At 44.7% G+C, this 14,850-nt stretch carries 9 protein-coding genes; 6 read left to right on the top strand and 3 right to left on the bottom strand.

Going from position 1 to position 14,850, the window contains the following annotated elements; translation table 11 throughout:
- Positions 1–288: 288 nt before the first annotated feature.
- A complete protein-coding gene (gene lysC / locus E8M12_RS10785) occupies positions 289–1,629 on the top strand; it encodes a lysine-sensitive aspartokinase 3 (protein ID WP_136736153.1) in 1,341 nt (446 codons plus the stop codon).
- Positions 1,630–2,062: 433 nt separating this feature from the next.
- On the opposite strand, the gene E8M12_RS10780 is transcribed toward lysC, so the two are convergent.
- A complete protein-coding gene (locus tag E8M12_RS10780; protein WP_136736152.1) occupies positions 2,063–2,545 on the bottom strand; it encodes a glutathione peroxidase in 483 nt (160 codons plus the stop codon).
- A 77-nt stretch (positions 2,546–2,622) separates the two neighbouring features.
- On the opposite strand from E8M12_RS10780, the gene E8M12_RS10775 reads away from it, so the two are divergent.
- Positions 2,623–3,504, top strand: coding sequence for an NAD(P)-dependent oxidoreductase (locus E8M12_RS10775; protein ID WP_136736151.1), 882 nt, complete (start codon positions 2,623–2,625; stop codon positions 3,502–3,504).
- Between the two features lie 630 nt (positions 3,505–4,134).
- The gene (locus E8M12_RS10770) at positions 4,135–4,782 is read left to right on the top strand and encodes a DsbA family oxidoreductase (RefSeq protein ID WP_169303123.1); all 648 of its coding nucleotides are present in this window, start codon (positions 4,135–4,137) and stop codon (positions 4,780–4,782) included.
- A 79-nt stretch (positions 4,783–4,861) separates the two neighbouring features.
- Here E8M12_RS10770 and sbcB read toward each other — a convergent pair whose 3' ends face one another.
- Entirely contained in the window at positions 4,862–6,292 is a 1,431-nt protein-coding gene (sbcB, locus tag E8M12_RS10765; protein ID WP_136736149.1) for an exodeoxyribonuclease I, read from the bottom strand.
- Between the two features lie 71 nt (positions 6,293–6,363).
- Positions 6,364–7,053 (bottom strand): DUF2982 domain-containing protein, encoded by a 690-nt coding sequence (locus tag E8M12_RS10760; protein WP_136736148.1) that lies wholly within the window; start codon positions 7,051–7,053, stop codon positions 6,364–6,366.
- A 100-nt stretch (positions 7,054–7,153) separates the two neighbouring features.
- On the opposite strand from E8M12_RS10760, the gene E8M12_RS10755 reads away from it, so the two are divergent.
- The 3 genes from E8M12_RS10755 to recB all read left to right on the top strand — a co-directional run bounded on the left by E8M12_RS10755 (position 7,154) and on the right by recB (position 14,847).
- Complete coding sequence (locus E8M12_RS10755) at positions 7,154–7,483, top strand: DUF4870 domain-containing protein (protein ID WP_211245030.1); 330 nt, start codon at positions 7,154–7,156, stop codon at positions 7,481–7,483.
- 172 nt (positions 7,484–7,655) lie between these two features.
- The gene (gene recC, locus E8M12_RS10750; RefSeq protein ID WP_136736147.1) at positions 7,656–11,129 is read left to right on the top strand and encodes an exodeoxyribonuclease V subunit gamma; all 3,474 of its coding nucleotides are present in this window, start codon (positions 7,656–7,658) and stop codon (positions 11,127–11,129) included.
- A 64-nt stretch (positions 11,130–11,193) separates the two neighbouring features.
- Positions 11,194–14,847, top strand: a complete 3,654-nt coding sequence (gene recB / locus E8M12_RS10745; protein ID WP_438363460.1) for an exodeoxyribonuclease V subunit beta — start codon at positions 11,194–11,196, stop codon at positions 14,845–14,847.
- Positions 14,848–14,850: the final 3 nt, after the last annotated feature.

The raw sequence follows: 14,850 nt of genomic DNA, 5'->3' as shown, positions 1-14,850 counted from the left end.
ATAGAATGACTATATCAATGAAATCTATGTTGCAAATGAACCTCTGCCCTAACTCTGAGTTGTGCACAAACTTAATGTGATTGGTATAAGGTTGAATCCTTGCAACTGTCACCATTGTGGTGGAGAGCTTCTGGCTGAAAGATAAACTCATTTTCGTTATTCGTTTTTTCTACTCAGTCATGCTCTCCCTTGCTGTATTAGCTATTTAGGGAGAATTTCCGTGAACAAACTTCAAGTCGTGGCATCGCCACATTCAATTTGCCACCATAATTATGGAGGCTTTTTGTCATGTTAACGGTTGCCAAGTTTGGTGGTACCAGTGTCGCTGACTTTGACGCTATGGTGCGCTGCGCTAACATCGTCAAAGATCGCGCTGATATTCGTGTTGTAGTAGTGTCGGCAAGCGCCGGCGTTACCAATCATCTGGTAACGTTGTCGCAACAAATTTTACCTGTGCCTGAACAACAATCTATTCTTGGTAAAATTGCCAATATCCAGTATGCCATTAGTGACTGCCTGCCTGATAAAGATGAAGCCAATGTTGAAATCGATGCCATTATTGAGCAATTAGCACAACTGGTAACTGAACAAAATACCCTGCAAACGGCAAAAACTGCCGATGCGATTTTATCTTGCGGTGAGCAAATGAGTTCACGCCTGTTTGCCCGGGTATTGCGCCAAATAGAATGCCAGGGTGCATATTTTGACATCGGTAATGTGATGACTACCAATAGCCTGTATGGTAAAGCCGTTGTTGACACTCAGGCGTTGGCGGTGAACTGCCAACAATTATTGACCCCGCAATTACAGGATGTGGTGACGGTCACCCAGGGTTTTATCGGCCGCGACAGCATGGGTAATACGACGACACTGGGCCGCGGTGGCTCAGATTATAGTGCTGCGTTAATTGCTGAAGCCATCAATGCCGATGACCTGCAGATTTGGACCGATGTAGTCGGTATATTCACAACCGATCCCCGTATCGCCAAGAGTGCCCGTGCTATTGACGAGATAAGCTTTGGTGAAGCGGCAGAGATGGCAACATTCGGTGCCAAGATCCTCCATCCAGCGACTTTGATCCCGGCGATTCGTAGCTCGATTCCGGTGTTTGTCGGTTCTAGTCGGGAACCTCAGGCCGGTGGTACCCGGATCATGGAAACGGTCTCTTCAAAGCCAACTTATCGCTCAATTGCGTTGCGTCGGCAACAAACGCTAGTGACAGTGAAAAGCCCGGCAATGTTACATGCCAGTGGTTTCCTGGCTAAGGTGTTTGCGATTCTCGCCAGCCACGAGCTTAGTGTTGATTTGATCACTACCTCGGAAATCAGTGTCGCGTTAACGTTTGATAATCCTCCGGGTTCCACTCAGGCAGGTATTACTCAGAAAGTGGTGGAAGAACTGGAACAACTGTGTGATGTACGGGTGGAAAATAACCTATCCCTGATCGCAGTAATCGGCAACGGCCTGTTGCGCAGCCAGGGGGTTGGTACTCAGGTATTCGATACCATCCCTCAAGCCAATGTACGAATGATTTGTCATGGCGCCAGTGATAATAACCTTTGTTTCCTGGTGCCTGAGCATGAAGGAGAGCACGTGGTTCAGACGTTGCACGATAACTTGTTTGTTTAAATTGTTATTACAATTTAAAAAGGGCGCAGGTTTCAGGTTTCAGGTCTCGGATGGCGAATGGCCTTAACGTTAAGCGACAAGCACGCTGACAAGTCAGCTCCTGGCACGTTATCACTCCTAGCATGCAATCGAAGATTGCGCCTAGCAACTAGCTAACTGTTTTGGGGGAGCGTGTACATAAAACCACAGGTTTTATTCCGGGTACGCCAATGAAAAACATTGGCTTCGGGTAGCCTGGGTTCAGGGAGCCTTTTGACATCTGAAACCTAATCTAAAAGCTTCTCGTTGTCACCTTTAGTCAGCTTTCGACACCTGTAGAAACCTAAAAGAGTTAGCCGGATTAAGGTCTTCGTCATTTCCAGCTACGACTGGAAATCTCAGGCAAACATCAAAAAGGGGAGCGACAGTTGCTCCCCTTTGTTTATTGGCTGCATCAGGCTAATGCGTTTTTGATATCGCCTTCAATTTGTTCTGGCTTCACCATGCTGCTATAACGCTTAAGTACCTTACCGTCTTTATTAATCAGAAACTTAGTAAAATTCCATTTGATTCGTTTAGAACCTAACAGGCCTTTGGCTTCGTTTTTCATGTAGGTGAATAACGGATCGGCATTATCGCCGTTAACATCGATTTTGGAAAATAAATCAAAACTGATATTAAAATTTAAATCACAAAAGCCTTTAATTTCTTCGTCCGTGCCGGATTCTTGTTTACCAAACTGATTACAGGGAAATGCCAACACTTCAAAGCCTTTGTCTTTATATTTTTCGTAGAGATCCTGCAAACCTGCGTACTGCGGGGTAAAGCCACAGGCACTGGCAGTATTAACAATCAGTAAGACCTTATTCTGATAGTTAAGCATAGGCACGGTTTCCCCTTTATTATTGGTAACCGAGTAATCGTAAATTGCTGACATAGCATTCCTTTTATTAGGCTGTTCTTTTCATTACACTATCACTTTTTCCAACGAAGTAAAAAGAAGTGGTGTTTACCATGGCTATACGCAAGGTCGCATTTATTGGTTTAGGGGTTATGGGATATCCTATGGCCGGTCATTTATCTAAGGCTGGCTTTGCCGTCAATGTTTATAACAGAACATCGTCAAAAGCACAGCAATGGAGCGAAGAGTATCAGGATAAAGCTTTTGATACGCCCAGGCAGGCCGTCGAAGATTGTGATGCCGTGTTTGTCTGTGTTGGTAACGATCAGGATGTCCTGCAGGTATGTGAAGGTGAGGATGGTGTGTTAGCGGGACTTAAACCAGGAGCTATACTGGTCGATCACACCACCGCATCGGCGGAGTTGGCGCAACGGCTAGCAGGTAGTTGCCAGGAGCAAAATAACGGCTTTATCGATGCACCGGTATCTGGTGGCCAGGCTGGCGCTGAGAACGGTGTGCTTACCATTATGTGTGGCGGTGATGCTGAAGTTTTTGCCCAGGTAAAACCGGTGATGGACGCTTACGCGCGTTTCAGTCAGTTAATGGGACCAGTAGGGGATGGCCAGAAAGCAAAAATGGCGAACCAAATCTGTATCGCAGGTGTTGTTCAAGGGCTATCTGAAGCGCTGAATTTTGCATCCCGGGCAGGGCTCGATACGGAAAAACTGGTGGAAACGATTTCGAAAGGTGCGGCAGGATCGTGGCAGATGGAAAATCGCTCTGCGACTATGGTTAAAGGTGAGTTTGACTTTGGCTTTGCCGTTGACTGGATGCGCAAGGACCTGGCGATTGCGTTTAACGAGGCAGCAAAACACAATGCTGAACTACCGATGACGACCATGGTTGATGGCTTTTATGAACAGGTACAAAAACTCGGCGGTAGTCGCTGGGATACCAGTAGTTTAATTGCCTTACTCCAGAACAAAGGAAAATAGATAACCAAGTTTACAAAACGAACTAAAAGCCTGGCTAAGCCAGGCTTTTTTGGGTTTCCACAGTAGAGCCTGTTTAACTTTGCTATGTTAATACTAATCCCATTAAATTATTGCTCACTCAGTGAGAATTTAAAGGCGTTTAGGCAAGGCTTTGATTGCAGAGAATAGTCACTCCATTGTCAAAATCAGTAACGCAGGATAAACGCCTTTAAAACTCACCCGTAGGGAGTTTACCAGAGGCCCATTTACAGCCCTATATTTCATTAGAGCGTGTTTATCTTTCGGGGACAATTTTGCAGCGAATTGTTTGGGAAATGAACAAGGATTTTTCGAATTAGCGTACTTAATGTACGTTAATTCGAAAAACTGCGGTTCAGGTTCAAAACAAACGCTGTTCGCAGAATTCAATGCTGCGGTTCCTTACAATAAGTGTGCTGGCAGTTCGAACTGTTTCACAATTAACAGATACTTATTGAACAAAATTCGGCCAACAAAGGTCAACACGCTCTGATATAGAACGACTATATCAATGAAATCTATGTTGTAACTGAACCTCTGCCCTAACTCTGAGTTGTGCACAAAATTAATGTGATTGGTATAAGTGTCATGACAACTCGTAGGAAGCTATTGATGATAAAAATAGATTATTTTACCGATGTTCTTTGTATCTGGGCATTTATCAATGAGCGTCGGATTGAAGAGCTTGCGAAAGAATATGGTGACGATATTGAAATTCACCATCATTATGTCGATGTATTCGGCGCTGTCGAAGAAAAAATGCAGGCGCAATGGCAGGCTAAAGGTGGTTACCCAGGGTTTCGAGAGCATGTTTTTGAATCGGCGGGGCAATTTCAACTATCGCTTGATGACAGTGTATGGGATACCTGCAGGCCAACTTCCTCGGCTCCGGCTCATCTGTATGGCAAAGCTATCGCTATTGTTTATGGCAGCCAGTCAGAATTGCACTGGCTTAGTGGGCTGAGAAATGCCTTTTTTAATCAGGGGCGAGATATCAGCCAGGTGTCGGTGCTCAGGCAATTATTAACTGATCTTGAGTTTGAGGCGCAACCGGTAATTGCGCAAATTGAATCCGGTGATGCGCTGGCTCATTTGATGTCCGATCGCAAAAAAAGTGACAACCTTAAAATTAAAGGCAGCCCGTCCATGGTCATGAACGATGGTCGCCAGATCTTATTAGGCAACGTCGGTTATGGCATTATCCGGGCAAATATTGAAGAACTATTGCAGGATAAATCCGCGCACGCGAGTTGGTGTTAAAAACCTCAAGCGAGCAATAATTCTGTTCGATTTTAAAGGCATGTTGCAGGTATAGGAGATTCATACTCTCTGCTGGTCTTTAGCTGGCAACGTACTGATACAGGGCCTTGAGAATACTCATTTTCTGGGTGTTTTGTTCATGTTCATGAGCAAGGTTTTCGATCGCCAGCATGTATTCATCATAGCTTAAGCCGTTTTCACCATTGGCCAGCTTATTCTGACAATATTGCTGCCATTGTCGTTGCTCATCTGCGGTTAAGGTATATGGGTAATTGCGGGCCCGGAAGCGAAACAGCAGTGTAGATAAGCGTGGATCCTGAAACTTAAACGGGTAAGTTGCCAGTTGCTCTACTGGCATTTCATGAATCAGTTGCATTTGTGCTTTATCGCTGTCATTGAAAAAACTACCACTGTATAGGGCAACGTCAGCATCTTCGACCTTAACATCATAGGTTTGATCAAATACCATCGATAACTTTTCTCGCACCATCGCCGCATGTTTTTTTAACAAGCGCCAGTTATCCAGGCATGCCTGGCGATCGATGTCCAGGCGTTGGGCATCGCTCTCTGTTAAGGTTTTCGCCGGAGCGACGACAGGGCATTTATTAATATGGATAAGTTTAATGCCAACCGGCAGTTCATCGGGGGCCAGATCTGCACGTTTGCTATACAGACGTTGCTTGAGCTGTTCGGCGTCCAATTCAATGATTGGCGTTATATCAAACGACAAATCGACGGCAATCACTGCGTTTTTATTGGTTGGATGATATTCTACCGGTGCAAACCAGCTGGTACAGCCGTGCTGCGAGGAAATTTTTGATGAGGTATGCACCACGGGAGTCATCTCAAAAACCTCAAGTAGCTTCTGTACCTCCCGCTTATTTCTGAGGTTAAAGACAAAATCGTATAACTTAGGATGCTTGTCTTTAATAAGTTTTGCCATCGCGATGGTGGCATACACATCGCTCATGGCATCATGTGCTGCCTCATGACTTATGCCGTTCGCCGCCGTTAAAAGCTCTAATCGAAAACTGACATTACCTTCGTCATTGCGCGGCCAGTTAATGCCATCCGGGCGCAGCGCATAACAAAGGCGAACCATATCTATAATATCCCAACGGCTATTACCATTTTGCCATTCGCGCGCATAGGGGTCATAAAAATTACGGTAAAACAAATACCGGGATACTTCATCATCAAAGCGAATCGAATTGTAACCAGCAACCGTTGTATTCGCTACCGTGAACAAAGACTGAATACGTTGTGCAAACTCGGCCTCGCTCAAACCTTCCCTCTGGGCTTTTTGCGGGGTGATCCCGGTTACTAAAGCCGCGCCTGGGTGTGGTAAATAGTCGGCCGCCGGTTGGCAGTAAAACACCTCAGGTTCACCAAGGATATTTAAATCCATATCAGTGCGTATGGCTGCAAATTGTGACGGCCGATCATATTTAGGAGATACACCCCAGGTTTCATAATCGTGCCAGAGAATCGTCGGTTGGTTGCCTTGCATGGTTTGAGTGTCAGTTATTGTTTTGTGCTGAATGATAACACCAGCTAAGGGGATTTGCCTACCGGCAAAGACTATTCGCCCGCAAGAGACGATTGTTCTGCCTTTATCGATGCCTTTAACAATTGCAGAAAAGAATCCGGGTCCCGGTCTAACGTATCATCAGCTAGGTATAGGTGATAACCAAACGCTTGCTGCAACGCTTGTGTACGATGTAAAAATGCGCCTAAAGGCCCGCGATAGACAACACCATTAAGTTTGAATGGTTCAAAATTAATCACTGACTCCGGCATCTTTAGTTGCCCGTGGCGTAGCGCAACCACTAATAATGGCTTTTGCTCATGAAGCAGCCGGTTTGCCAGGCGTGGTGATATCGTTTGTGCCAGCATCTGCAAATCTTTAAGTTTGATGCCGATATAGGCGAGACGATGTTGTGGGCCAAGTAAATCCGGTTTGACTTCTCCCACACGCTGAATGTTTTGCCAGTTAACGAACCAACGACCGCAGCGATGATGGTGGGTTAAGCCATCCTGGGTTAGTTCGTAGCTGTACGTTGGCTCTTTGATCTTTAGAAACCCTAAAAACCAAACGACAAAACTGGCCATTAGCAGGAATATCAGCTGGATCTTAAATTCATGCCACCAGAACTGACCAATGCCGAGTAATACGATAATCAATAAACTGCCGAGCAGGGTCAGGAAGATACCGTTACGCTTGTTAATGGCTCGGATTTTAATGTGGATTGGATGTTTACCTTCAGACATACATACCAGCTTATTGAAGCTCAAACCTTACTTGAAAAATGACCGTAATTTTCCATAGTTAAATATAGGTGTATGCATTTTTTACTCTTATGGAAGATACGTGTCAAATCAGATGATTCAACAAAAACCAATCAATAAACACGGTAAAAATGTCGCTATCATTGCCTATTTTACGATTATCGGCTGGATTATTGCCCTGCTGATGTTTGGTCAAAAGCCTACGCGCCTGGCAGCGTTTCATCTGCGCCAGTCTCTCGGCTTGTTTCTGACCGGGGTGGTATTAAGTTTTATTCCGCTAATAGGCTGGATTCTTGTCATTCCATTACTTGTTTTGTGGCTCATTGGCTTAATTCAGGCTTGTGAAGGGGAAGCTAAACCACTGCCTATGGTTGGTAACTTTTATCAGCAAACCCTTAGGTACGTAATTTAGGCTGACCTATCGCATTATCGATAAGTCATGGTGGCAGTGCATTACTTTGACCAAAATCTGTCGCTAAACATCAATCCGTTGATGGAATAATCCCTCCTCTGTATTCCTTTACCCTGGTCATTATGATTAAATCAGTGATTAGTTTTACTGGTACATTTCTGACGGATTAGCCTTGTTATACCTTTACCCCGCCAATCGAATGGAAGACTTATTGCTGTTATTTGCAAAAGTACAGCAGATATCACCTTTACCTCCTCTAGTCGAAGAACTAGTGTTAGTTCAAAACCAGGGTATGCAGCATTGGCTGAATATGCAGCAAGCATCGGCAAATCGGGTCAGTATGAACACCCGGTTCTCATTGCCAGCGCAGTTTTTCTGGAAATCACTACGCACCCTTTGCATCGATGATTTACCCGAGCAATCGCCTTACTCTCGAGATGTGTTGGCGTGGCGAATCGAGCTGTTATTGCAAAGCGATACCATTATTCAGGAACAAAGCTGTCAGCCGCTAACGACTTATTGGAATAGCGAATCTGCGCAGCAAAAAGATCTACGTCGTTACCAACTCGCCAGAAAAATAGCCGACCTTTACGAGCAGTACTTAATTTATCGACCCGATTGGATCCATAGCTGGTGTGTCGGCGAGCACGTAGACTTTGAAGACGGTGCAGCCAGAGAAACAGAAACTTGGCTTGCTCTGATATGGCAACAATTGCATCAACAAATTCCTTACGACCCGCAGCAGTTAATTAGGCAGGCGATAGCCAATCTTGCCGATAAAGCAGAGCATTTGCCGCGACGTATTTCATTATTTGGACTAAATGCCATTGCCCCGTTGTGGATGGAGTTTTTAGCCGCTCTGGGTGAGCATATTGATATTCACTTCTATCAACTTAACCCTTGTATTGAATATTGGGGTGATATCAAATCGGAGAAATCTCAAGCGAAACAAGACTTTCAGCAATTATTGTCTGGCTGGCCAAATGTTGATGATATCAGCAATGATGTCAATCCGTTACTTGCCAATCTCGGACAACAAGGCAAAGACCTGTTATCGCAGTTGCAGCAGTTTGAACATATTGAAATCCCGGTATACGAGCGATTAGCAGAATCTCAATTACACTCTTCGAACGTTTTGACGCAACTTCAACATGACATCTTGAGTCTTGAGGACAGACGCGGGGTATTTGCCGCTGGCCAACAACAACCGCTGGTTGATGACAGTATTGTCGTTACCAGTGCGCATAGTGCGCTCAGGGAAGTGCAGGGCCTGCATGATTACCTTCTACATCAATTTAATAATGACCCCACATTAACACCGAAAGATGTATTGGTTATGTGCCCTCAGGTTGAGGATTATGCGCCATACATTGATGCGGTATTTGTCAGGGGCTGGGAAGATATCGGAGAAAATATTCCGCCTTTGCCTTGTTCCATTGCCGATCGTATCAGTAAAGATAGCGAACCTTTGGTTAATGGCTTTAATGAACTGCTTAATTTACCAGATAGTCGTTTTGAAGTTTCCCGTTTGATAGCGTACCTGCAGTTAAAGCCGGTGCAGAAACGTTTCAACTTTAATGACTCAGACATCGAATTAATTAGTTTTTGGTTGCAACAGGCCAATATCCATTGGGGATTAGATGCAGAACATAAAAGTCGGCAAATAGGTATTGAAGATGCGAGTGACCAGTTTACCTGGCACCTTGGGTTAAAGCGTTTGCTCCGCGGCTTTGCCTACAGCGATCAGCTTACGCTAGCAGGAGACAACCTGTATCTTCCTTGGGTAGAGGGCGACAATAGTGAGTTGTTAGGTAAATTTTTGCAGTTCATCGAACAGTTGCAACTCCTACACAAAAACTTGCATACCTCACGAAGCGCCGGGCAATGGCATGAGATGCTGACTGAAATGCTTGATAGTCTTTTTAATGAAGACGAGAGTGATCCAGACCTGGGGCTGACTATCGTCCGTAAAGCCATTGATGATTTTTACGAACACTGTCAGCAAGCCAATTACCATGCCCGCATAAGCCTATTGCCGGTTCGAGAATATTTAAATACGCATTTTTCCGAGCCCGATCCGGGCCGTCAGTTTATGATCGGCCAAATAACCTTTTGTTCGATGTTACCGATGCGCAGTATTCCGTTCAAGCTGGTCGCTATTCTGGGAATGAATGATGGCCAATTTCCACGACAGCGGCAACCGATTGGTTTCGATTTGATGGCAATGACAGCCGGACGACTTGGTGATCGTTCTTTACATAAAGACGATCGCTACCTGTTCTTGGAGGCCTTGATTTCGGCCCGTAGTCATTTGTATATCAGTTACCAGGGGCGGGATATAAAAAATAATGGCGAAAGGCAGCCTTCCATCGTATTGCGAGAGCTGATGGATTATCTCGAACAGGGATTTGGCTGGCGATTTTCTCCTGAACATCAACTCAGGCAGTTACCGATGCAGTCTTTTGCTAACGAAAACTATAGTCCGGATAACGCCTGGGCAAGTTTTGATGGTAAGTGGTTAAACCTGGCGCCAGCAAACGTGAAAGCCGATACAGCGAGTGATGAGCCATTAATTGAAATTGCGGCAAATAACCTCAATGAAAACGAAGGCGCTAATGATAAGAGCAGTGATGAAATCTCTGATGAAGATTTGATTCAGGCGCTTCGCCATCCGGCGAAAATCTTCGGTACTCGACAATTAAATCTAACTTTTGCTTATCAACAAGAGCCTTTGTCTGATGTTGAGCCATTCGCTCCGAGCGGATTAGAAAAGTTCAACTACAAACAACAAATTCTCGCAACTACGTTACAATCAGCTGATTCAAGCAATCCACAACTTGTTGATGAAATCACCGTAAAACTGGATAACATACAACGCCTTAGCTTGTTAAGCGGCGCTTTCCCAGATAATCATGAAATGAATTCAACCCTGGCAGGCTGGCGGTTGATGGTCGAAGCATTTTCCACGTATGTTGCTGGCATTATTGACGCCCGGCAGTTAAATGGCGTCGCGATTGAGTTACCATTCAAAGTCTCTGTAACTACAGAAGAAAACGAAGAACTGATGATTTCTTGCTCGGTTCCTTTGTTGCAACATCCCGAGAGTTACTCGATTACCTACACCAAGAGCGCGAGTGCCAGTGACGCCGATCTTTGTCGAATTTATATCGGTCATCTACTGGCTTGCGTTTATGCGAAAAACCAGTCGAGAGAACCAAATGTGATTACCCAGGGTTTTTACCTTAATGAAAAAACGTTAAAGGTAGAACAGATACAACTGACGTATTGGCAGGACGCGGAACAAAGGTTGCAGGCGCTGATGACTGGCTATCAGCAACTTTTACGAACCCCTAAGCCGATAAATATGGCAATTGCCAAGAAACATTTCTGGAATCGCAATAAGTTTCAATCCGGTGTTATGAATCAGCAAGACTTGGAAAAACTTTGGTATCAGGAAAAGTATGGGCAAAGTATGGCGACGGATCCTTACCTTCAGTATTTCTTTAAAACCTGCCCGCAACTGCAACAAATGTTGCCGGACCTGGTGGCGCTATATCAGGTGTTTTTCGAGCGCTTGTCGATTAAAAATGTAGATTTAGCCGTTGAGCAGCTGAGCGCGGCTGATTCCGCGCCTGAAAAGGAATAATCTCGTGCAATTTCGAACAGACAGTCAACAGCTCTCTCAAGAGCATCAACAGACGTTTGCACCTTTGCAGTCTGAATTTATTCCATTATCCGGTAGCCATTTAATAGAGGCGAGTGCTGGAACCGGTAAAACCTATAATATCACCCGCATCTATCTTCGCCTGTTGCTAGAAAAAGGATTAAGCGTTGAAAATATTCTGGTGATGACGTTTACCAAAGCGGCGACAGAGGAAATCCGTGGCCGTATCGATGAGTTTTTGCGCCAGGCATTTACTCACTGGGATGAATGGACTCAGGATGTATCCAATCCTTTATTTTATGAATTAGGACAAAAGATCCCTGCAGACAAAGCTAAGCTGGGGTTAAAACTGGCGCTATTGCAATTGGATGATGCCGCAATCTTCACGATTCATGGGTTTTGTAAACGGGTGTTATCACAACACGCATTTGCAAGTGGCGTGAGTTTCAATGCCGCTATGGAAACCGATGATCAGGAATATTACCTACAAACGATCCAGGACTTATATCGACAATTAGCTGCAGTTGAAGAGCGTCAGCAAGAATTTGCCCTGATAAGCCAGTTCTGGCCATCTCCGGAGGCATTTTATCAGTCTTTTATTGGCGTATGCCGTGCCAGACAAAGCCCAAAAGTAGAAACGGTAGAGGCTAAAATTGATGATTTACGGCAATTAATTGACCGTTGCCTGCAATCTTTGACTGATAACGAACCATTGATCGCTGAGCATTTGATTGATAACAAAACCGGTAAAGCCAGAGATGAACGTGAACTGGAGTTTTCAACGTTAATACAAGCGTTACAACTGGCGGGTAATGGATTAAAAAATGGCGATATTAGCCAAGAAATTGATGATTTAGTGATTGATTTTCGATTTTGTGGTGCAGCAAGATTACCAAAAGCAAAGGATAAACAAGCCGATAAAAAGGCTCTGCAAATCGCATTTGCTCCGCTCAATGAATTGAAAAAAGTGATTGATGGTTTTGCGCAGGCAATCGAGAAAATTCAGGCGTATGATTACGTAGCGCAATATATCGATAATATTCGGGTTAAGGTGCACATGCTGAAATCGGATCGTCAGGTTTTAAGCTTTGATGATTTGATCGCTACCCTTGAGAACGCTTTGTTGTCCGGGAGTCATCGACACTTTCTTCAACAACAACTTAGAAAGCAGTATCCGGCGGCACTCGTCGATGAATTTCAGGATACCGATGCCGGCCAGTTTAATATTTTATCCAGCCTTTATTTCAACACTGATTCCAACACAGACTCCAACTCTAATTCTGAAATTGGGAGCGACTCTCAACACCTTCAACAAGAGACCGCATTGTATCTGATTGGTGACCCAAAGCAGGCAATCTATGGATTTCGAGGTGGTGATATTTTTACCTATTTACAGGCAGCATCACTGGTTTCATATCGTTGGGTAATGGATACAAACTGGCGGTCTTCGGCAGCAATGATCCACGCCTATAACGTGTTTTTTTATGGTAATTCGTTAGCGTCAAAAAGCCGAGATATCTTCGGTTACTCAATCGGTTATCAACCTGTTAATGCGGCTCCAGGTGCCGATAATGAAGTCCTTGTTATTAACGGGAAAGAATCTGCGGCGATGCAAGGCGTGCATTTTAACCATAACGATTGTGATATCAGCCGTGGTCAGTTGGGTAAAGATTTTAGTCAAAAGATGAGTACCTGGCTCAGTAACCAGATTTCTCAGCTTTTGCTGCAAGGTACGATTGTTGACAGGAACCAGAACACGAGCAGGCCGGTGCAACCGTCGGATATTGCAATTTTGGTGCGCGATGGCGGACAAGCAGGTTACGTACTGGCAGCATTGCAGGAAAATAACTTAGACGCTGTTTATAAATCAGAACGTTCAAATCTGTTACAGCATCCTATCTGTAATGCGTTGGTTGATGCGTTGAAGACAATAATTACCCCGGAGGATGAAAGAAGACTGTATGGAACCTTAGCGGGACCATTCTTTGGTTTTTCACCTCGTCAACTACAACAACTGCAACAGGATGAGCGTCTATGGGAGCGTTTGGTGCAGGACCTGCAGGCACTGCATCAGACCTGGCAAAAACGCGGCTTTATGCCGATGGCAATGAAATTGCTGCATGATTATTTTCCGCAACAGTACCAATCCGAGTTATTGGGTAGCAGAGAACGAATGCTAACAAACTGCATTCATCTGTTTGAAATATTACAAGGATTATCACAGCAGCATCGTCATCCAATACAACTCATCAGTCATTTTGAATATCTGTGTCAGAATCCACAAATGGTTGAAACAGAATTGCGATTAGAAAGCGATTCAGATTTGATTCAGGTTGTCACCCAACACGGTTCAAAAGGCCTGGAATATCCGATTGTGTTTGTTCCTTTTGCCTGTATTCACAAAGATCCATTGAAAGCGGGTATCCGCACCAGGGAAGTGCTTAGCGCTCATAATGAACAAGGCGATGTTGAATTAGCCCTTGGCGCAAATGATGCGTTGGCAAAAGCCATGTGTGATGAACAATATGCAGAAGATACGCGCTTGTTGTATGTTGCTCTGACCCGGGCAAAACTACAGTGCTATTTGTTTAGTGCCGATTTCAAAGATTCGGCGAAATCGCCGTTAGGCCGAGCGTTAGACCTGGTTGAAGGGAATTATCCAGATGCGTGGCGGCAATATGCAAACCATTGCCAACACGGTGTTGAATTATCGGTTATTGATGCCGAAAACCTTGAACCTCAAGTGTATCAGGTAAACAAAGCATCGATGGCGCTTCAGGCTGCACAATTTCGTGGGCGTATCGAAAGGGACTGGTGGTTAACGTCTTTTTCTGGCTTAACCCGAGGGCATCGACATTATGGTTTATCGGATCCGGACCGTCTTGATGCCAACCAGATTGGGCAGGATATTGAACGGACAACAGCGATTAGCAAGTTACCAAAGGGGGCAAAAACCGGTAATTTGCTGCACGATATTCTCGAACATCTTGATTTTTCTCAGCCAGATACACAATGGATTGCCAATCGATTGCAAAATGCCAGGTTGGCAGATGATGAAAATGTCTTGCAGGGGTTAACGGACTGGCTGGTGGCATGTTTGGCACAGCCTTTTCATGTCGCTGACAAGAGTGTGTGTCGGTTAGCATCTTTAACCAAAGAAAGGGCACTAAAAGAACTGGAGTTTTATTTTCCGGTGTCGTCAGTAAAAGTGCAGGCGATAAGTCAATATCTACAACGCTTTCGTGGCGCATTAGGAGCAGACGCTGGATATAAGGCCATGCTCCCAACTCGTGGCGATATCCAGGGCATGATGCACGGGTTTATCGATCTGGTATTTGAACATGATGGCAAGTACTACGTTTGTGATTACAAATCCTCGTATCTTGGCGATCATTTTGAAAATTACGATGCAAAAAGCCTGCAGCAACACATGTTTGACAACTTCTATGATCTCCAGGCGCTTATTTACTCGCTCGCGTTGCACCGTTATTTGCAAACGCGCATCGAAGATTATTGCTTCGAGCAGCATTTTGGCGGCGCCGTATATTTATATCTGCGTGGCATGGGTCAAGCACCAGAAGCAAACATGTTTGCTTCTGGTGACAACAGTTATGGGGTTTATTTCAATCCGTTGTCTGAGCCGTGGTTAACGGAGCTGGATCATTTAATTGCTGGTCATGAAGAGTGTATCGAGGGTTAGGGA

Source organism: Thalassotalea mangrovi (assembly GCF_005116735.1).
Taxonomy (GTDB): Bacteria; Pseudomonadota; Gammaproteobacteria; order Enterobacterales; family Alteromonadaceae; genus Thalassotalea_A; species Thalassotalea_A mangrovi.
Note: the sequence above shows the minus strand (reverse complement) of the source record. Positions and strands in the feature narration are given on the sequence as shown.

Excerpts from the sequence above, each read along its gene's own strand:
- lysC (WP_136736153.1), top strand. The coding sequence starts at position 289 with ATGTTAACGGTTGCCAAGTTTGGTGGTACCAGTGTCGCTGACTTTGAC.
- E8M12_RS10780 (WP_136736152.1), bottom strand. The coding sequence starts at position 2,545 with ATGTCAGCAATTTACGATTACTCGGTTACCAATAATAAAGGGGAAACC.
- E8M12_RS10775 (WP_136736151.1), top strand. The coding sequence starts at position 2,623 with ATGGCTATACGCAAGGTCGCATTTATTGGTTTAGGGGTTATGGGATAT.
- E8M12_RS10770 (WP_169303123.1), top strand. The coding sequence starts at position 4,135 with ATGATAAAAATAGATTATTTTACCGATGTTCTTTGTATCTGGGCATTT.
- sbcB (WP_136736149.1), bottom strand. The coding sequence starts at position 6,292 with ATGCAAGGCAACCAACCGACGATTCTCTGGCACGATTATGAAACCTGG.
- E8M12_RS10760 (WP_136736148.1), bottom strand. The coding sequence starts at position 7,053 with ATGTCTGAAGGTAAACATCCAATCCACATTAAAATCCGAGCCATTAAC.